The following is a 20148-nucleotide window of genomic DNA, read 5'->3' as shown; positions in this document are numbered from 1 at the left end:
CGAGCTCGACGTGCGTCCTGCGATGAAGTCGATCAGCGGGGGCGTCGCCGCCCTCGCTCTGGCGTTGACGGGTGGGGTGATCACGGCCGGCGCTGCACATGCCGCGGTCGGTACCACGCCACGGGTCCTGATCAACGAGGTGTACGGCGGCGGCGGCAACAGCGGCGCCACCTACACCAACGACTTCATCGAGCTGGTGAACGCGAGCCCCGCCCCTGTCGACGTGACGGGCTGGTCGGTGCAGTACGCGTCCTCGGCGGGCGTGACGTGGCAGACGACGCCGCTCACCGGCGTGATCGCCCCCGGCGCCGCCTACGTCGTCGTCGAGGCGGCCGGCGCGGGCGGGACGACGCCGGTGACCGGCAGCGCGACGGGAACCATCCCGATGAGCGGCACGGCGGGCAAGGTCGCCCTCGTGTCCTCCACGACGGCCCTCGCGTGCGGCGGCGTCGAGTGCACGGCGCTCGACCCCGTCGTCGACTTCGTCGGCTACGGCGCGGCGGCCTCCGGGTATGCGGGCAGCGGCCCGGCGCTCGGTGCCTCGAACACCCAGTCGGTCACGCGCAACGCAACGGTGACGAACACCGCGAACAACGCAGCCGACTTCACCGCCGCGACCCCGACCCCGGGCATCGCCGGCAGCGGTCCCGTCGACCCGACCCCGGTCGCGGCCACGATCGCCGAGGTCCAGGGGACGGGTGCGACGTCCCCGCTCGCCGGACAGACCGTCACCACGGACGGCGTCGTGACGGCGGCGTACCCCACGGGCGGGTTCAACGGCTACGTGATCCAGACGCCGGGCACCGGTGGGGCGACCGACGCGACACCGGGCGCGTCCGACGCCGTGTTCGTGTTCTCGTCGGCCACCGCCGGGGCTGTCGCGATCGGTGACCACGTGCAGGTCACCGGTGTCGTCTCCGAGTTCAACGGCCTCACCGAGATCACCGTCGCGGCGGCCGCCGACCTGGTCGACCTGCCCGCCGCCGACCCGGTCACCCCGGTCTCCGCGTCGTGGCCGACCACGGACGCCGCGCGCGAGGCCCTGGAGTCGATGCTGTTCCAGCCGACCGGTGACCTCACCATCACCAACACGTTCTCCACCAACCAGTACGGCGAGGTCGGCCTCGCGGCCGGCACCCTGCCGCTGCTCCAGCCCACCGAGGTCGGCCGGCCCGGCTCGGCCGAGGCGCTCGCCGCCGCCGCGGACAACGCCGCGCGTGGCGTGGTGCTGGACGACGGCTCGTCCACCAACTTCCTGTCCGCCGCCAACTCCGGTCTGACGCCCCCGTACGTCTCGCTGGCCAACCCGGTCCGCGTCGGCGCCGCCGCGACCATCACCGCGCCCGTCGTCGTCGACTTCCGCAACAACGTCTGGAAGCTCAACCCCACGGTTCCCGGGCCGGCCTCGGTGACGTTCGAGAATGACCGCACGACGGCGCCGACCGCCGTGGGCGGCGACCTCAAGGTCGCGTCGTTCAATGTGCTCAACTACTTCACGACCCTCGGCGCGACGACCGCCAACTGCACCTCGTTCAAGGACCGCACGGGTGACCCGGTCACCGTCAACGGCGGCTGCGACCCGCGCGGAGCGTGGGACCCGGACGACCTCCAGCGGCAGCAGGACAAGATCGTCGCAGCGATCAACGCGCTCGACGCCGACGTGGTCGGTCTGCTCGAGATCGAGAACTCGGCGAGGGTCGACGGCGTGGCCGACGAGGCGCTCGGCACGCTGGTCGACGCCCTCAACGCCGCCGCCGGCTCCGACGTCTGGGCGTTCGTCCCGTCGTCGACGGAGCTGCCGCCGGCCGCGGAGCTGGACGTCATCACCAACGCGCTGATCTACAAGACCGCCGCAGTCGAGCGCACGGGGGACTCCCGCGCGCTGGGCGACCAGAGCGGTGACGGCCAGGCGTTCAACAACGCCCGCGAGCCGATCGGGCAGGTCTTCACGCCGGTCGGCGGGGGCGAGCCGTTCTTCGTCGCCGTCAACCACTTCAAGTCGAAGGGTTCGGCCGGTCCGTGGCCCGGGGACGCCGACACCGGTGACGGTCAGGGCGCCTCGAACGAGTCCCGCGTCCGGCAGGCGACGGCGCTGCGCGACTGGGTGCCGACAGTGCAGGGCTCCGCGGAGTCGGTCGCGCTGATCGGTGACTTCAACGCGTACACGCTCGAGGACCCGATGCAGACGCTGTACGACGCCGGGTACACCGACGTCGCGACCGCGCTCGCGGACGGCCAGTTCTCCTACTCGTTCAGCGGCCTGTCGGGCTCGCTCGACCACGTGCTGCTCAACGGCCCCGCCATGGAGCGGGCCACGGGTGCGGACATCTGGGAGATCAACGCCGAGGAGTCCATCGCGCTCCAGTACGACCGGTACAACTACCACGGCACGCTGTTCTACGAGTCGAACGCCTACCGGTCCTCCGACCACGACCCGGTGCTCGTCGGCCTGGTCAACGGCGCCGCCAAGCCCGTGAACCTCACGCTGCTCGACATCAACGACTTCCACGGCCGGATCGACAACCACACCGTGAAGTTCGCGGGCACCATCGAGAAGGAGCGGGCCGCAGCCGAGGCCGCGGGTGACCCGGTGACGTTCCTGTCGGCAGGCGACAACATCGGGGCGTCGCTGTTCGCGTCGGCGGTCCAGGACGACCAGCCCACGCTCGACGTGCTCAACGCCCTCGAGCTGAGCACGTCCGCAGTCGGCAACCACGAGTTCGACAAGGGGTTCGCTGACCTCACCGGCCGGGTGGCCGCCGCCTCGGACTGGGACTACCTGGGGGCGAACGTCTACCTCAAGGGCACCACGACGCCGGCGCTGGAGGAGTACACGATCCTCGACATGGCCGGTGTCTCGGTCGGCGTCATCGGCGCCGTCACGCAGGAGACGCCGTCGCTGGTCACCCCGGGCGGGATCACGACGATCGACTTCGGCGACCCGGTAGACGCGGTCAACCGCGTCGCCGCGCAGCTGAGCGACGGTGACGAGTCCAACGGCGAGGCCGACGTGCTGGTCGCCGCCTACCACGACGGTGCGGGGGCCGGGACGCCCGACGGGTCGTCGCTCGAGGAGGAGGTCGCCGCCGGCGGCGCCTTCGCGGAGATCGTCACGGAGACCTCCGCCGCGGTGGACGCCATCTTCACGGGCCACACCCACAAGCAGTACGCGTGGGCGGCGCCCGTACCGGGTGACCCGGACGCGACGCGGCCGATCCTCCAGACCGGCAGCTACGGCGAGTTCATCGGCAAGGTCGTGCTCACCTACGACCCGAGCACCGACGAGGTCGTCTCGCACACGCAGACGAACGTGCCGCGGCTCGTCGCCCCGGGCGTCCCGGGCAACACCCCGGCGCAGAACGAGGCGGCGTTCGCGGCCCAGCTGGTCGCGACCTACCCGCGGGTCGCGGAGGTCAACACGATCGTCACCGCGGCGCTGGCGTACGCCAACGAGGTCGGCTCGGTCCCGGTCGGGTCGGTCACGGCCGACATCACCACGGCCTACGCGGGCGGCACCTACGGCCCGAACGGCTACACGGCGGCGCCCACCGCGCGTGACGACCGGGCCAACGAGTCCACGCTGGGCGGCCTCGTGGCCAACGCCCTGCGGGAGACGCTCGCTCCGGAGAACCTCGGCGGCGCGCAGATCGGCGTGGTCAACCCGGGCGGCCTGCGCGCCGACCTGTTCTACGCACCGGACGGTGTGGTGACCACGGCCGAGGCCAACGGGGTGCTCCCGTTCGTCAACAACCTCTGGACCACGACGCTCACGGGCGCCCAGGTCAAGGTCATGCTGGAGCAGCAGTGGCAGACCAACGCGGACGGGACGATCCCGTCCCGGCCGTACCTGCAGCTGGGGCTGTCGGACAACGTGACGTACACCTACGACAACGCCGCCCCGGCGGGGTCGCGGGTCACGTCCATCACGGTCGACGGTCAGCCGATCGACCCGGCCGCCGACTACCGCATCGGCACGTTCTCGTTCCTCATCACCGGAGGCGACAACTTCCGGGTGTTCACCGAGGGCACGGGTGCGCGCGACTCCGGTCTGATCGACCGGGACGGGTGGATCAGCTACCTGCAGGCGAACCCGGACCTCGCTCCGGACTTCGCCCGCCAGGCGGTCGGCGTGCCGACCGTGCCCTCGACGGTCGCCGCCGGTGACACGCTCGCGTTCCCGGTCACCAAGCTGGACCTGACGAGCCTCGGCTCGCCGCAGAACACCAGCCTGGACGTGCAGCTCGACGGGGTCTCGATCGGGTCGGCACCGGTCAGCGGCGGCAACGCCGACGTCTCGGTGACCATCCCGGCGGGCACGAGCGGGGGCGCGCACACGCTCACCCTCGTGGCCAGCCCGAGCGGCACGACGGTGACGCTCCCGCTGACCGTCGAGGCCGGCATCCCGTCGTCGACCACCACGCTCACGGCATCGCCGTCGAGCCAGGTCTACGGCTCGACGTCCCGGGTCCTGCTGACCGCGACGGTCGAGTCCGACGAGCGGGTCACGGGCTCCGTGGAGTTCGTCTCCGGGCAGACGGTGCTCGGGACGTCGACGCTGCGGAACGGCACGGCCACGCTGCGGCTCCCGGCGGGCACGCCGGCGGGCAGCTACGACGTGGTGGCGCGGTACGCCGGCACCGGCACCGTGGCGGGTTCGGAGTCGGCGCCGGTGACGGTCGTGGTGGAGAAGGTGACGACGACGACCGGGCTCTCGGTGACGCCCGGCCTCTGGTTCCTCCCGTCGGTCGCGTTCGTGACGGTCGCGACGAACAACGGTCGGGTGCCGTCCGGCACGGTCGAGATCCGGGAGGGCACCACGGTGGTCAAGCGGCTGAACGTGGTCCTGGGCATCGCGATCGGCACGGTCCCGTCCGGTCGGCACACGTACACCGCGACGTTCGTCCCGAACGACACCGCGAACGTGAGCCCGAGCACGAGCGCACCGGTCAGCACCCGCTGACGAACGACGAAGGCCCGCGTCCCTGCCGGGGGCGCGGGCCTTCGTCGTGCCTACACGTAGTCGTGGTAGGCGGGCAGGTCCAGGACCCCGATGCCGGACAGGCCGATGACGATCGTCTGGGCCTCGGTGGCCGCGCGGGCGTGCGCGATGGCCCCCGCGACGGCGTGCGTCGACTCCGGCGCGGGGATGATCCCCTCGGCGCGGGCGAACTCGATGCCGGCGGCGAACGCGGTCTCCTGGTCGACGGCGATCGCGTCGATCAGGCCCAGCTCGACGGCGTGGGACACCATGGGCGCCATCCCGTGGTACCGCAGGCCACCGGCGTGGATGGGCGGCGGCACGAAGTCCTTGCCGAGGGTGTGCATCTTCAGCAGGGGTGTGAGGCCCGCGACGTCGCCGAAGTCGTACCGGTACTCGCCCTGCGTCAGCGACGGGCACGCAGCCGGCTCGCACGCGACGACCCGGGTCGTCGCGCCCTCGCGCAGGTTGCGGCCGAGGAACGGGAACGCGAGCCCGCCGAGGTTGGACCCTCCGCCGGCGCACGCGAAGACGACGTCGGCACTCTCCTCGATCGTGTCGAGCTGCGCGAGGGCCTCCTGGCCGATGACGCTCTGGTGCAGGAGGACATGGTTGAGGACGCTGCCGAGCGAGTAGTGCGCGTCCGGGTCGCTCGCGGCGGCCTCGACCGCCTCGCTGATGGCCATGCCGAGCGAGCCGGTGGTCTCCGGGTCGGCCGCGAGCATCGCGCGGCCGGCGTTGGTGAGGTCGGACGGCGACGGGTGGCAGATGCTCCCGTACGTCTCCATCTGCATCCGGCGGTACGGCTTGGCGTCGTACGACGCGCGGACCTGCCACACCTCGCACGTCAGCCCCAGCAGCGCGCACGCCATGGCCAGCGACGCGCCCCACTGCCCGGCACCCGTCTCGGTGGTGAGCCGCGTGATGCCCTCGGCCGCGTTGTAGTACGCCTGCGCGACGGCCGTGTTCGGCTTGTGCGACCCGACCGGGCTGACGCCCTCGTACTTGTAGTAGATCCGCGCCGGGGTGCCGAGCGCGCGCTCCAGGCGGCGGGCGCGGATCAGCGGGGACGGTCGCCACAGCGCGTAGATCTCCCGGACAGGCTCCGGGATCTCGACCCAGCGCTCGGTGCTGACCTCCTGCAGGATCAGCGCCATCGGGAACAGCGGCGCCAGGTCGTCCGGCGTCAGCGGTTCACGCGTCCCCGGGTGCAGTGCCGGGGGACAGGGCGACGGCAGGTCGGCCGCCAGGTTGTACCAGTGCGTGGGGACCGTCGAGGGGACGGTCACGCCGAGGGTGTCGAGGAGCGACGTCGTCATCAGAGCCTCCGGGTAGGCGCGGCAGTGCGCAGCGCCACCGTATCGCCCGGTTCGTCCCCGTCAGATGGCGCAGGCGTCGTCGACGCAGGCCGCCCCGTCGGCCGTCGCCAGCACCTGGACCGGGTTCGCGTCGCGCCACGCCGTCTCCAGCAGCCGCGCGAACACGTCGGCCGGCTGCGCACCGGACACGGCGATCCGGCGGTCCACCACGAAGAACGGCACACCGGTGACGCCCAGGGCGCGCGCCTCGTCCTCGTCGGCGCGGACGGCGTCGGCCCCGGTGTCGTCCCCCAGCGCGGCGCGCGCCTCGTCGGCGTCGACGCCCGCGGCGCTGACGATCCGGACCAGCGTGTCGTCGTCGCCGAGGTCGGCGCCGTGCTCGAAGTGCGCCGAGAAGAGGGCCTCCAACGTGCGCTCGGCCAGGTCGGCTCCACCGGTGGTCCGGGCGAGGTGGACCAGGCGGTGCGCGGCGAACGTGTTGACGGCGAGCGCGCGGTCGAAGTCGTACGCGAGGCCTTCGCCCGCTGCCACCGCCGTGACCTGCGCGAACATGCGCTTCACCTGGTCGTGCGGGATGCCCTTGAGGGCAGCCAGCATCTCGATCTCGGGCCGCCCGGGGCCCACCGGCGTGCTCGGCGACAGCTCGTAGGCGCGCCAGGTCACCTCGACGTGCTCGCGGTGCGGGAAGTCGGCCAGCACCGTGGCGAAGCGACGCTTGCCGATGTAGCACCAGGGGCAGGCGATGTCGGACCAGACCTCGACGTTCAGCGTGCGGACAGCAGGGAGGACGTTGATCGTCACGGGAGCAGGAGGACCTTTCCGGTGGTGGAGCGCGACTCGAGCGCGCGGTGGGCGTCGGCCGCGTCGGCCAGGGGGAACGTGGCGCCGACGCGCACGTCGAGCGCACCGGCGCGCACGGCGTCGAACAGCTCGCGCGCGCGCCAGTCGAGCTCGTCGCGGGTGGCGATGTGGTCGTCGAGCGTGGGGCGGGTCAGGAAGAGCGAGCCGGCCGCGTTGAGCCGCTGCGGGTCGACCGGCGGGACGGGACCCGACGAGCCGCCGAACAGGACGAGCGTCCCGCGGCGGTGCAGCGAGGCCAGGGACGCGTCGAACGTGTCCTTGCCGACGGAGTCGAAGACGGCGTGCACGCCCCGGCCGCCGGTCAGCGCGCGCACCTCGGCGGGCAGGTCGCGGGTGAGGTCGTCGAGCTCGCGGTACCGGATCACGTCGGCTGCGCCGGCCTCGCGGGCCAGGCGCTCCTTCTCGACGCTGCCCACGGTCGCGATCACGCGCGCGCCCCGCTGCGCCGCCAGCTGGGTGAGCAGGAGGCCGACGCCTCCGGCAGCCGCGTGCACGAGCACGTCGTGCCCGGCCTGGACGGGGAACGTGGAGGTCACCAGGTAGTGCGCCGTGAGCCCCTGCAGAGGGAGCGCCGCGGCGACCTGGTCGGAGACCCCCTCGGGCACGAGGAGCGCCTTCGACGCGCGCACGGCCACGAGCTCGGCGTACGACCCGGGCGCCGACGACCACGCGACGCGGTCGCCGACGGCGATCTCGCTGACGTCGGCGCCGACGGCGACGACCGTGCCGGCGCCCTCCGACCCCACGACGTGCGGGAAGGTCATCGTGTACACGCCGGACCGGCGGTACGTGTCGATGAAGTTGACCCCGGCGGCCGCGACCCGGACGAGGACCTCGTCGGCGGCGGGCTCGGGGTCGGGGAGCTCGGCGAGCTCGAGGACGTCGGGACCGCCTGCGGCGGTGGCTCGGATGGCGCGCACGTTGGGGGAACGCGGCGACACGCGACGATCTTCCGGAAACGCGTTCGTATCTTCGTACAGCCTTGTGTATGTTCATGCATATGACGTTCACGGTCGCAGTCGCGGGTGCCAGCGGGTACGCCGGAGGCGAGATGCTCCGCGTGCTGCTCGCGCACCCCGAGGCGCAGATTGGGACCCTCACCGCCCACTCCAACGCCGGCACGCTGCTCGGAGCCCACCAGCCGCACCTGCGCTCTCTCGCGGACCGGGTGCTCGCCCCGACAGGGGTCGACGAGCTCGCCGGGCACGACGTCGTCGTCCTCGCCCTGCCGCACGGTGCCAGCGGCGCCATCGCCGCCGAGCTCGAGGCGCGCGGGGACGGTGCGATCGTCGTCGACCTCGGCGCCGACCACCGGCTCGCCGACGCAGGCGACTGGGAGGAGTTCTACGGCAGCGCCCACGCGGGCACCTGGCCGTACGGGCTCCCCGAGCTGCTGCACCCGGGGGAGCGGACCGCGACCGGCCAGCGGGCGGCCCTCGCCGCCGCGCGACGGATCGCCGTCCCCGGCTGCAACGTCACCGCCGTCACCCTCGGCCTGCAGCCGGGCATCGCTGCCGGGCTCATCGAGCCCACCGACCTCGTGGCGGTGCTCGCCAACGGCTACTCCGGTGCGGGCAAGTCCCTCAAGACGCACCTGCTCGCCAGCGAGGCGCTCGGCGCGGCCCAGCCGTACGCCGTCGGCGGCACCCACCGGCACATCCCGGAGATCGCGCAGAACCTGCGGTCCGCGGGCGCCGCAGATGTGACCATCTCCTTCACCCCGACGCTCGTGCCGATGGCCCGCGGCATCCTCGCGACCGCCACCGCACGCCTCGCCGCCGGCGTCGACCCGGCAGCCGTCCGGGCCGCCTGGGAGCAGACCTACGCCGACGAGCCGTTCGTGCACCTCCTGCCCGAGGGGCACTGGCCCACCACGGCGGCGACGCTCGGCGCCAACACCGCGCTGGTGCAGGTCGCGGTCGACGAGCGTGCGGGCCGCGTCGTGACGGTCACCGCGATCGACAACCTGGTCAAGGGCACCGCCGGTGGCGCCCTGCAGTCCCTGAACCTCGCGCTCGGCCTCCCCGAGTCGCTCGGCCTTCCCCTGGACGGAGTCGCCCCGTGACCATCGAGACCACGGCCCTACCCTCGCCCGGTGTCACCGCGGCGGCCGGGTTCCGCGCCTCCGGCATCACCGCGGGCCTCAAGTCGTCCGGTCGACCGGACCTCGCGCTCGTCGTCAACGACGGGCCCTCGCAGGCCGCCGCAGCGGTGTTCACCACGAACAGGGTCGTCGGGGCACCCGTCGTCTGGTCGCGTCAGGCCGTCTCCGACGGCGTCGTCAGCGCGGTCGTGCTCAACTCCGGGGGCGCCAACGTGTGCACCGGCCCCGAGGGCTTCCTCGACGTGCACGTGACCGCCGAGAAGGTCGGCGCCGCCCTGGAGGTCTCCGCAGGAGACGTGGTGGTCTGCTCGACCGGGCTCATCGGGGAGCGCCTGCCCATCGACACGCTCCTGGCCGGGATCGACGTCGCGGTCGAGGCGCTGTCGCCCGACGGTGGCCCGGACGCGGCCGTCGCCATCATGACGACCGACTCCGTGCCGAAGACCGCGCACCTGCACGTCGACGGCGACCGGGGAGCGTGGACCGTCGGGGGCATGGCCAAGGGCGCGGGGATGCTCGCGCCCGGGCTGGCCACGATGCTCTGCGTCATCACGACCGACGCGGTCGTCGACGCCGAGACCGCGGCGGCGGCGCTGCGCACCGCGACCTCCGAGACGTTCGACCGCGTCGACTCGGACGGCTGCATGTCGACCTCCGACACGGTGACGCTGATGATCTCCGGCGCCAGCCGCGCGATCCCGGACCCCGCGGGGTTCACCGCCGCGCTCACCCAGGTCTGCGGCGAGCTCGCCCGGGCGCTGGTCGCCGACGCGGAGGGCGCCACGCACGACATCGCGGTCACCGTCATGGGCGCCGAGACGCAGGACGCCGCGCTCGCGGTCGCCCGGGCCGTGACCCGCTCCAACCTGTTCAAGGCCGCGATGTTCGGCAACGACCCCAACTGGGGCCGCGTGCTCGCGCAGGTCGGGACCGTGCCGGAGAGCGTGGCCGCCTTCGACCCCGACCAGCTCGACGTCACCATCAACGGCGTCCAGGTGTGCAAGGCCGGGGGAGCGTTCCGGCCCCGGTCCGAGGTGGACCTGGCGGCGAGCCGCGAGGTGCACGTGCTCATCGACCTGCACGCGGGCGGCGAGGTGGTCACCGTCTGGACCAACGACCTCACGCACGACTACGTCCACGAGAACAGCGCGTACTCCACATGAGCGACTTCACGTTCAACACCCGCACGGACCTGCGCGCCGACCAGAAGGCCGAGGTCCTCATCGAGGCCCTGCCGTGGCTGCAGAAGTTCGCGGGCGCGCTCGTCGTCGTGAAGTACGGCGGCAACGCGATGATCGACGAGGACCTCAAGCGCGCGTTCGCCCAGGACATGGTGTTCCTGCGCCAGGTCGGGCTCAAGCCCGTCGTCGTGCACGGCGGGGGACCGCAGATCAACGCCATGCTCGACCGGCTCGGCATCGAGTCGGAGTTCCGCGGCGGCCTGCGCGTCACCACGCCCGAGGCCATGGACGTCGTGCGGATGGTGCTCACCGGCCAGGTGTCGCGTGAGCTCGTCGGGCTGCTCAACGCGCACGGGCCGCACGCCGTCGGCCTGTCCGGCGAGGACGGCGGGCTGTTCCAGGCGCGCCGGCGCCGGGCGATGGTGGACGGCGTCAGCGTCGACATCGGTCAGGTCGGTGACGTCGTCAAGGTCAACCCCGGTGCGGTGCTCGACCTGCTCGACGCCGGCCGCATCCCGGTGGTGTCCACCGTCGCGCCCGACCTCGACGACCCCACCACCGTGCTCAACGTCAACGCGGACACCGCCGCAGCCGCGCTCGCGGTCGCCCTCGGTGCCCGCAAGCTCATCGTGCTGACGGACGTCGAGGGCCTCTACACCAGCTGGCCCGACACGAGCTCGCTCGTGCGCCGCATCTCCGCGAGCTCGCTCGCCGAGCTCCTCCCCGGTCTCGACGCCGGCATGCGCCCGAAGATGGAGGCCTGCTGGCGGGCCGTCGAGGGTGGCGTCGGCCGCGCCCACGTCATCGACGGACGCGCCCCGCACTCGATCCTGGTCGAGGTCTTCACGTCCGACGGGATCGGCACCATGGTCCTGCCTGACGAGGAGCCCGCCGACGCCCCCTTCACGGCTCCCATCCCCGTGATCCCCCACGACCCCGAGGTGACCCTGTGACCGCGCTCGAGAACGCACGGGCCCGGCACCGGTCCCCGGAAGCCACGGACGCGAACCTCCCGGTGCTGGCCGCCGACGGCTCCGTGGCGCAGTGGACCGACCGGTACACCCACGCCGTGATGGACACGTTCGGTCCGCCGCAGCGGGTGCTCGTCCGCGGCGAGGGTCCGTACGTGTGGGACGCCGACGGCACCCGCTACCTCGACCTGCTCGGCGGGATCGCCGTGAACTCGCTCGGTCACGCGCACCCGACCCTGACCGCGGCCATCAGCGCGCAGCTGGGCACGCTCGGGCACGTCTCCAACTTCTTCGGCAGCCCCACCCAGATCGCGTTCGCCGAGCGGCTGCTCGCCCTGGCCGGCGCCCCCGAGGGGTCGCGGGTCTTCCTCACCAACTCGGGCACCGAGGCCAACGAGGCCGCGTTCAAGCTCGCCCGCCGCAACGGCGGCACCGACCGGCCGCGGATCCTCGCGCTGGAGGGCTCGTTCCACGGCCGGTCGATGGGCGCCCTCGCGCTCACCCACAAGGCGGCGTACCGCGAGCCGTTCGAGCCGCTGCCCGCGGGCGTCGAGTTCGTGCCGTTCGGCGACACCGACGCGCTCGAGGCCGCGTTCGCGGTCGACGGCGACCAGGTCGCCGCACTGTTCGTCGAGCCGATCCAGGGCGAGGCCGGCGTCCGGCCGCTCTCGCCCGGCTACCTGGCCCGCGCCCGCACGCTCACGGCGGAGCACGGCGCCCTGCTGATCCTCGACGAGGTGCAGACCGGCATGGGGCGGACGGGCGCGTGGTTCGCCCACCAGCTCCCGCACGTCGGCGGCGGCATCGTGCCCGACGCCGTGACGGTGGCGAAGGGGCTCGGCGGCGGCTTCCCCGTCGGCGCGCTCATCGCGTACGGCGAGCAGACCGCGACGCTGCTCGGTCGCGGGCAGCACGGCACCACCTTCGGCGGGAACCCCGTCGCGTCGGCCGCCGGGCTCGCGACGATCGCCGTGATCGAGCGCGACGGGCTCCTGCACCACGTCAGCGCGCTCGGCGCCACGCTGCGCGACCGGCTGGCCGGAACCGGCAACCCGCTCGTCGCGGAGGTCCGCGGCGAGGGGTTCCTCATCGGCATCGAGCTCACCACGCCCGTCGCCGCCGCAGTCGCGGCGCGTGCGCTCGAGGCGGGGTTCATCGTGAACCCGTGCACCCCGAGCACCATCCGCCTCGCGCCCCCGTTCGTGCTCACGCAGGACCAGGCGGACCAGTTCGTCGCGTTCCTCGCCGCAGTCCCGCAGGACCTGTCATGACCCGGCACCTCCTGCGCGACGACTGTGCTTCCAGCGACCTCGTCGGCGGTGACCTGTCATGACCCGGCACTTCCTGCGCGACGACGACCTCAACCCCCGCGAGCAGCTCGAGGTCCTCGAGCTCGCGCTCGCGTTCCGCGACGACCGGTTCATCCGCACGCCGCTGACGGGCCCGCGCGCGGTGGCCGTCATCTTCGACAAGCCGACCCTGCGCACGCAGGTCTCGTTCACCGCCGGCATCGCGGAGCTCGGAGGCTTCCCGCTGAGCGTCGACGGGAAGCTGGCCCGCATCGGTGAGCGCGAGTCGATCGAGGACACCGCTCGGGTCCTCGGCCGGCAGGTCGCGGCGATCGTGTGGCGCACGTTCTCCCAGCAGCGGCTCGAGCAGATGGCCGCGCACGCGGGCGTCCCGGTCGTCAACGCGCTCACCGACAGCTTCCACCCGTGCCAGATCCTCGCCGACCTGGTGACCGTCGCCCAGCACCGCGGGGGAGTCGCCGGGCTCGCCGGGCTGACGCTGGCGTACGTCGGTGACGGCGCCAACAACATGGCGCACTCGTACCTGCTCGGCGGTGCGACGGCCGGGATGCACGTGCGCATCGGGACGCCCGACGGCTACCTCCCGGACGCGGGGATCCTCGCGGACGCCACGGCGATCGCGGCGCAGACGGGCGGCTCGGTCACGGTGGTGCACACGATCGCCGAGGCCGTCACCGGAGCGGACGTCGTCGCCACCGACACCTGGGTCTCGATGGGCCAGGAGTCCGAGGCAGCCGACCGGGAGACGCCGTTCGTGCCGTTCCGGGTGGACGCCGCGGCGATGGCGCTCGCGGCGCCGGACGCCCTCGTGCTGCACTGCCTGCCCGCCTACCGTGGCAAGGAGATCACCGCCGAGGTGCTCGACGGCCCGCAGTCGGTCGTCTGGGACGAGGCCGAGAACCGCCTGCACGCCCAGAAGGCGCTCCTGTCGTGGCTGGTGGAGGGCCGATGAGCGTCACGGTCCCGCACACCAAGGCCGCGCGGCACGCGCTCGTCACCGCCCTGCTCACCCGGGGCACGGTCCACTCGCAGCAGCAGCTCGCCGAGCTGCTGACCGCGGAGGGCGTCACCGTCACCCAGGCGACGCTCTCGCGCGACCTCGTCGAGCTGCGCGCGGTCAAGATCCGCACCCCGTCCGGCGCGCTCGCGTACGCCGTCCCGGCCGAGGGCGGCCTGCGCACGCCGGCGGCGGGTCCCGACGAGGAGATGCTCGCGGCCCGTCTCGCCCGCCTCTGCGCGGAGCTGCTCGTGACCGCGGAGGCGTCCGGCAACCTCGTCGTCCTGCGCACCCCGCCCGGGGCCGCCCAGTTCCTCGCGTCGGCCATCGACCACTCGGTGCTGCCCGCCGTGCTCGGCACGATCGCCGGGGACGACACCGTGCTCGTGATCGCGCGCGAGGGGGAGACCGGTGTCGCGCTCGCGGCACGGTTCCTGGCCCTCGCGACCCGTCCGTCAGACTGAAGCCCGAACCCCTCCCGACCTCGAAGAGAGAAGAACAATGACTGAGCGCGTCGTCCTCGCCTACTCCGGCGGCCTGGACACCTCCGTGGGCATCGGCTGGATCACCGAGGCCACCGGCGCCGAGGTGATCGCCGTGGCGGTCGACGTCGGCCAGGGCGGCGAGGACCTCGACGTGATCCGTCAGCGCGCCCTCGACTGCGGCGCCGTGGAGGCGTACGTGGCGGACGCCCGCGACGAGTTCGCGACCGAGTACTGCATGCCCGCGCTCAAGGCGAACGCGCTGTACCTGGACCGCTACCCGCTGGTCTCCGCTCTGTCCCGTCCCGTCATCGTCAAGCACCTGGTCCGCGCGGCCCGCCAGTTCGGTGCGACGACCGTCGCGCACGGCTGCACCGGCAAGGGCAACGACCAGGTCCGCTTCGAGGTCGGCATCACCTCGCTCGCACCCGACCTGACGTGCCTGGCGCCCGTCCGGGACCTCGCCCTGACCCGCGACAAGGCCATCGAGTTCGCGACGCGCAACGCCCTGCCCATCGAGACCACGAAGCACAACCCGTTCTCGATCGACCAGAACGTCTGGGGCCGCGCAGTCGAGACCGGCTTCCTCGAGGACATCTGGAACGGTCCGACGAAGGACGTCTACACCTACACCGACGACCCGACGTTCCCCCCGGTCGCCGACGAGGTCATCATCACGTTCGAGGCCGGCGTCCCGGTCGCGCTCGACGGCGTCCCGGTCACCCCGCTGCAGGCGATCCAGGAGATGAACCGCCGCGCGGGCGCCCAGGGCATCGGCCGGATCGACATCGTCGAGGACCGCCTCGTCGGCATCAAGTCCCGCGAGGTCTACGAGGCGCCGGGCGCGATCGCGCTGATCGCCGCGCACCAGGAGCTCGAGAACGTCACCGTCGAGCGCGAGCAGGCCCGGTTCAAGCGGGGCGTCGAGCAGCGCTGGACCGAGCTGGTCTACGACGGCCAGTGGTTCTCGCCGCTGAAGAAGTCGCTCGAGGTGTTCGTCGACGACACCCAGCGCTACGTGTCCGGGGACGTGCGCGTCGTCCTGCACGGCGGTCGGGCGACCGTCACGGGTCGCCGCTCGGACGCGAGCCTCTACGACTTCAACCTCGCGACGTACGACACGGGCGACTCGTTCGACCAGTCGGCCGCCAAGGGGTTCATCGAGATCTACGGCCTGTCCTCCAAGCTCGCCGCCGCGCGCGACGTGCGGTTCGGCAACGGCGTCGACCTCGGCTCGCAGGGCGGGATCGGTGGCTGACGAGCTCACCCCGTCGTCCGCCGGCCCGGTGCAGCCGGCGGGCAACGTCTCGCTCTGGGGCGGCCGGTTCGCCGGCGGCCCGTCGGAGGCGCTCCAGGCGCTGTCCCAGTCGACGCACTTCGACTGGCGGCTCGCCGGGCACGACATCTCCGGGTCGGTCGCCCACGCTCGCGTCCTGCACGGTGCGGGCCTGCTCACGGACGACGAGCTCACCGGCATGGTCGACGCGCTGGAGCGCCTGCGGGCCGACGTCGCGAGCGGCGACTTCCTGCCGGTGCTCGAGGACGAGGACGTGCACACCGCCCTGGAGCGCGGCCTGATCGACCGTGCGGGTGCCGACCTCGGCGGCAAGCTCCGGGCGGGACGCTCGCGCAACGACCAGATCGCCACGCTCGTGCGCATGTACCTGCGCGAGGAGTCGCGCGGTCTCGCGCGGCTGGTGCTCGACGTGGTCGACGCGCTCGTCGACCAGGCCGCACGGGCAGGCGAGGCCCCGATGCCGGGCCGCACCCACCTCCAGCACGCGCAGCCGGTGCTGCTGGCGCACCACCTGCTCGCGCACGCGTGGCCGCTGCTGCGGGACGTCGAGCGCTGGGTCGACTGGGACGCCCGCGCGGCCCGCTCGCCGTACGGCTCCGGGGCGCTGGCGGGCTCGTCGCTGGGTCTCGACCCCGCCGCGGTCGCCGCGGAGCTCGGGTTCGACGGACCGGTCGAGAACTCGATCGACGGCACCGCGTCGCGCGACGTCGTCGCGGAGTTCGCCTTCGTCGCGGCCATGCTCGCGGTCGACGTGTCGCGGCTCGCCGAGGAGGTCATCCTCTGGGCGACCAAGGAGTTCGGCTTCGTCCGGCTGCACGACGCCTACTCCACGGGGTCGAGCATCATGCCGCAGAAGAAGAACCCGGACGTCGCCGAGCTGGCGCGCGGCAAGGCGGGCCGCCTCGTCGGTGACCTGACCGGGCTGCTGACCACGCTCAAGGGCCTCCCGCTCGCGTACAACCGTGACCTCCAGGAGGACAAGGAGCCCGTCTTCGACCAGGTCGACCAGCTCTCGGTCCTGCTCCCGGCGTTCGCGGGCATGGTGGCGACGCTCGAGTTCGACACCGACCGCCTGGCGGAGCTCGCGCCGCAGGGCTTCTCGCTGGCGACGGACATCGCCGAGTGGCTGGTCCGCAACGGGGTGCCGTTCCGGGTCGCGCACGAGGTCGCGGGCGCCTGTGTCCGGGCGTGCGAGGAGCACGAGCCGGCCATCGAGCTGTGGGACCTCACCGACGACGAGCTCGCCGCCATCTCGCCGCACCTGACACCCGAGGTGCGCACGGTGCTGACGGTCGAGGGGTCGCTCGCGTCGCGCTCGGCCTACGGCGGGACGGCACCGGTACGCGTCGCGGAGCAGCTCGAGCGTGCCCGGTCCCGCGCGGCGGAGCTGCGTACCTGGGCGTCGTGATCGCCGACGACCTCCTCGAACGCGCGCTCGCCGCGCCGCCGAGGCTCGGTGGGGTGCGCGTCATCGCCGTCGACGGCCCGGCGGGCTCGGGCAAGACGACCCTCGCGGACGCCCTCGGTGCACGCGGCGCGACGGTGCTGCACCTCGACGACCTCTACGAGGGCTGGTCGGGCCTCGAGGGTTCGCTGTGGCCACGCCTGTCCGCCCAGGTCCTGGAGCCGCTCCGCCGCGGGACGCCCGGCCGGTACCAGCGCTACGACTGGTACTCGGGCACGTTCGAGGAGTGGGTCGACGTCCCGGTACCGGCGCTGCTCGTGGTGGAGGGGTGCGGGTCGGCCCGCCGAGCCGTCGACCCCGTCGCGGTGCTGCGCGTCTGGGTCGAGGCGCCCGCCGACCTGCGTCTCGCGCGCGGCCTCGCCCGCGACGGGTCCGACGCCCGCGAGCACTGGCTGACCTGGATGGCCGACGAGGCGGCGCACTTCGCTCGCGAGCGCACGCGCGAGCGCGCCGACGTCCGGCTCGACGCGTACGGCGCCCTGCTCACCGACCGGCCCGCGCCGTAGCCGCTCGCTCCCGCGTCACCATCCGTCCTCCGAGCATGGTCGTGTCCTCCTCGGGCGAGGTCCACCCGTCCACCTCCTGCCGCGGACCTCAGGGGTGTCGTCAGTCCCGACGGGGTCGACCCCTGTTCGTCCTTCCCCCGTCGATCGTCTGGCGTCGCGAGTCCGGAAACCCGGATCGCCGCGGCCGAGTCGTGCGGCAAGATGTTCGGGTGAGCCCCACGGAACCGCTCGAGACCCCGGATGCCGCCGGTCGGCGCGCGCCCGTGGCCGTCCCGGCGCGGGTCTGGTTCAGCCGGGACGTGCACGCGGTCGCGCGCGACCTGCTCGGCGCGTACCTCACCGCGCGCTCGCCCGAGGGTGACGTCACGCTACGGATCACCGAGGTCGAGGCCTACGGCGGTGCCGACGACCCGGGCTCCCACGCGTACCGCGGCCGCACGGCACGCAACGCGGTGATGTTCGCCGAGCCGGGCCGGCTGTACGTGTACCGCCACCTCGGCCTGCACCACTGCCTCAACATCGTCACCGAGCCCACCGGCAGCCCGTCGGCCGTCCTGCTGCGCGCCGGGGAGATCGTCGAGGGCAAGGACCTGGCCTGGCGGCGGCGGGAGGCCGTCGGCGTCGTCGACTCCGAGCGTCAGCTCGCCCGTGGTCCCGCGCGGCTCGCGGTCGCGCTCGGGCTGGACCTGCGCGCCAACGGCGCCGACGTCACGGAGGCGGGCGGTGACATCGTGCTGCACCGCCACCAGGTCGTGGTCCAGCCGACCCACAAGACCGGCCCCCGCGTCGGGGTCTCGGGCTCGGGCGGCGAGGGCACCAGGTTCCCCTGGCGCTACTGGCTGACGGACGAGCGCACGGTCTCCGCGTATCGCCCGGCGTATCGCGCGCCGGCGTCGGTAGACGTCCCGTGAGGGACGACGACGCCGGCTGGACGCCCTCGCTCACCGCCCCACCCGCCGGTCCTTCACCGGCCTACTGCCTGGAGACCCTGTGAACCACATCCTCGACGAGCTCGAGTGGCGCGGGCTGATCGCCCAGACCACCGACCTCGACGCCCTCCGCGACGCGCTCTCCGCCGGACCCGTCGCCCTCTACTGCGGGTTCGACCCCACCGCGCCCAGCCTGCACATCGGCAACCTCGTCCAGATCCTCACCGTGCGTCGCCTGCAGGACGCCGGCCACACGCCGTTCGGCCTCGTCGGCGGTGCGACGGGTCTGATCGGCGACCCGAAGATGGCGGGGGAGCGCACCCTCAACGAGCGCGACGTCGTCGCGGTCTGGGTGGAGCGCATCCGCAAGCAGATCGAGCCGCTGCTGCGGTTCGACGGAACGAACGCCGCGACGATGGTGAACAACCTGGACTGGACCGCCCCGCTGTCGGCCATCGACTTCCTGCGCGACGTCGGCAAGCACTACCGCCTCGGCACCATGCTCGCCAAGGACACCGTCGCTCGACGTCTCAACAGCGACGCCGGCATCAGCTTCACCGAGTTCAGCTACCAGATCCTGCAGGGCATGGACTACCTCGAGCTGTACCGCCGGCACGGGATCACCCTGCAGACCGGCGGCAGCGACCAGTGGGGGAACCTGCTCTCGGGCGTCGAGCTGATCCGCAAGGCCGAGGGTGTGGCCGTGCACGCGCTGACGACGCCGCTGATCACCAAGGCCGACGGCACCAAGTTCGGCAAGACCGAGTCCGGCACCGTCTGGCTCGACCCCGAGCTGACCACGCCGTACGCCTTCTTCCAGTTCTGGCTGAACACCGACGACGCCGACGTCGTGCGGTACCTCAAGGTGTTCAGCTTCCGCACGCGCGAGCAGATCGCCGAGCTGGAGACGGCCGTCGCCGAGAGGCCGGCGGCACGGGAGGCGCAGCGCGCCCTCGCCTACGAGGTGACGTCCCTGGTCCACGGGGCGGCGGCCACGGAGCTGGTCGTGGCAGCGAGCCAGGCGCTGTTCGGCCGCGGCTCGCTGACGGAGCTCGATGCGGCCACGCTGGCGGCAGCGGTCGCCGAGCTGCCGTCCGCACCGGGTGCCGCGGGAGACGCGATCGCGGACCTGCTCGCGGCGACGGGTGTGGTGGCGAGCAAGGGTGCGGCGCGACGAGCGATCGCCGAGGGCGGCGCGTCGGTGAACAACGTCCGGGTCGCCGCCGAGGACGCGGTGCTCACGGCCGACGACCTCCTGCACGGTCGCTGGGCGGTGCTGCGGCGGGGCAAGCGCACGCTCGCGGTGGTCGACGCACAGGCCTGAGCCGGTTCTGGGGCGGTCTGCGTAGATCGCGGCCGCACCGCACCACGGCGGGTCCTCGACCCCCCTCGCGGGGGCGGGGGCCCGCCGCCGTCATCTCGGCCGCATGACCTGCGGGTTCACCCGTCTCGGCAGCCTGGTGACCGGGGTCACCGCGACGGGATTTGCCACCTGCCGCAACACGCGCGTAATGTTCTCGATGTCGCCCGGCAGGGAGGAACGGACACCGCGGATCGAACCACGGTGGCTGGTCCCTAGGGTGGCCACCCCCGATCGTGTTGACAGGCGCTTCGTGCGCCCTGAGACCGGACGGGGACGGGCTTCCGGCCCGCAGCTGCCGCCCGAACGGGTGGCGGGAAGCGGTCCGAACGCCAGGTAGGATTCAGAACGACAAAGCCTCTCGGATGAGATCGAAAGATCTCGAGGA

General features: G+C 72.9%; 15 protein-coding genes. 12 read left to right on the top strand and 3 right to left on the bottom strand.

What is annotated here, in order from left to right:
* The first annotated feature begins 22 nt into the window (after positions 1 to 22).
* The gene (locus CTE05_RS15915) at positions 23 to 4960 is read left to right on the top strand and encodes an ExeM/NucH family extracellular endonuclease (RefSeq protein ID WP_146847290.1); all 4938 of its coding nucleotides are present in this window, start codon (positions 23 to 25) and stop codon (positions 4958 to 4960) included.
* A 50-nt stretch (positions 4961 to 5010) separates the two neighbouring features.
* Here CTE05_RS15915 and CTE05_RS15910 read toward each other — a convergent pair whose 3' ends face one another.
* From CTE05_RS15910 to CTE05_RS15900, 3 genes are read right to left on the bottom strand one after another with little or no spacing between them, the layout of a single operon-like run.
* A complete protein-coding gene (locus CTE05_RS15910) occupies positions 5011 to 6297 on the bottom strand; it encodes a TrpB-like pyridoxal phosphate-dependent enzyme (protein ID WP_146847289.1) in 1287 nt (428 codons plus the stop codon).
* Between the two features lie 60 nt (positions 6298 to 6357).
* Positions 6358 to 7098 carry a DsbA family oxidoreductase gene (locus tag CTE05_RS15905; protein ID WP_246123697.1) on the bottom strand — a complete coding sequence of 247 codons (741 nt, stop codon included), beginning with the start codon at positions 7096 to 7098 and terminating at the stop codon, positions 6358 to 6360.
* Positions 7095 to 8078 (bottom strand): quinone oxidoreductase family protein, encoded by a 984-nt coding sequence (locus CTE05_RS15900; protein WP_146847354.1) that lies wholly within the window; start codon positions 8076 to 8078, stop codon positions 7095 to 7097. Before CTE05_RS15900 ends, CTE05_RS15905 begins: the two co-directional genes overlap by 4 nt.
* Before the next feature lie 80 nt (positions 8079 to 8158).
* Here CTE05_RS15900 and argC point away from each other — a divergent pair, with 80 nt between their 5' ends.
* The 11 genes from argC to tyrS all read left to right on the top strand — a co-directional run bounded on the left by argC (position 8159) and on the right by tyrS (position 19724).
* A complete protein-coding gene (gene argC, locus CTE05_RS15895; protein WP_222595499.1) occupies positions 8159 to 9223 on the top strand; it encodes an N-acetyl-gamma-glutamyl-phosphate reductase in 1065 nt (354 codons plus the stop codon).
* On the top strand, positions 9220 to 10425 hold the full coding sequence (argJ, locus tag CTE05_RS15890) for a bifunctional glutamate N-acetyltransferase/amino-acid acetyltransferase ArgJ (protein WP_186814898.1): 1206 nt from the start codon (positions 9220 to 9222) through the stop codon (positions 10423 to 10425). The genes argC and argJ overlap by 4 nt, the downstream gene beginning before the upstream one ends.
* Positions 10422 to 11396: an acetylglutamate kinase gene (gene argB, locus CTE05_RS15885; protein WP_146847287.1), complete on the top strand. Its 975-nt coding sequence runs from the start codon at positions 10422 to 10424 to the stop codon at positions 11394 to 11396. The genes argJ and argB overlap by 4 nt, the downstream gene beginning before the upstream one ends.
* Positions 11393 to 12685: an acetylornithine transaminase gene (locus tag CTE05_RS15880; RefSeq protein ID WP_146847286.1), complete on the top strand. Its 1293-nt coding sequence runs from the start codon at positions 11393 to 11395 to the stop codon at positions 12683 to 12685. The genes argB and CTE05_RS15880 overlap by 4 nt, the downstream gene beginning before the upstream one ends.
* Before the next feature lie 58 nt (positions 12686 to 12743).
* Complete coding sequence (gene argF / locus CTE05_RS15875; RefSeq protein ID WP_146847285.1) at positions 12744 to 13676, top strand: ornithine carbamoyltransferase; 933 nt, start codon at positions 12744 to 12746, stop codon at positions 13674 to 13676.
* Complete coding sequence (locus CTE05_RS15870; protein WP_146847284.1) at positions 13673 to 14185, top strand: arginine repressor; 513 nt, start codon at positions 13673 to 13675, stop codon at positions 14183 to 14185. Before argF ends, CTE05_RS15870 begins: the two co-directional genes overlap by 4 nt.
* A 37-nt stretch (positions 14186 to 14222) precedes the next feature.
* Positions 14223 to 15461, top strand: coding sequence for an argininosuccinate synthase (locus CTE05_RS15865; protein WP_146847283.1), 1239 nt, complete (start codon positions 14223 to 14225; stop codon positions 15459 to 15461).
* A complete protein-coding gene (gene argH, locus CTE05_RS15860) occupies positions 15454 to 16908 on the top strand; it encodes an argininosuccinate lyase (RefSeq protein WP_146847282.1) in 1455 nt (484 codons plus the stop codon). The genes CTE05_RS15865 and argH overlap by 8 nt, the downstream gene beginning before the upstream one ends.
* Positions 16905 to 17471, top strand: coding sequence for a uridine kinase family protein (locus CTE05_RS15855; protein ID WP_146847281.1), 567 nt, complete (start codon positions 16905 to 16907; stop codon positions 17469 to 17471). Before argH ends, CTE05_RS15855 begins: the two co-directional genes overlap by 4 nt.
* Before the next feature lie 209 nt (positions 17472 to 17680).
* Entirely contained in the window at positions 17681 to 18382 is a 702-nt protein-coding gene (locus tag CTE05_RS15850; RefSeq protein WP_246123696.1) for a DNA-3-methyladenine glycosylase, read from the top strand.
* Between the two features lie 79 nt (positions 18383 to 18461).
* Complete coding sequence (gene tyrS, locus CTE05_RS15845) at positions 18462 to 19724, top strand: tyrosine--tRNA ligase (protein WP_146847280.1); 1263 nt, start codon at positions 18462 to 18464, stop codon at positions 19722 to 19724.
* Positions 19725 to 20148 lie beyond the last annotated feature (424 nt).

This window comes from Cellulomonas terrae (genome assembly GCF_007990265.1).
In the GTDB taxonomy this organism is placed as follows: Bacteria; Actinomycetota; Actinomycetes; order Actinomycetales; family Cellulomonadaceae; genus Cellulomonas; species Cellulomonas terrae.
Note: the sequence above shows the minus strand (reverse complement) of the source record. Positions and strands in the feature narration are given on the sequence as shown.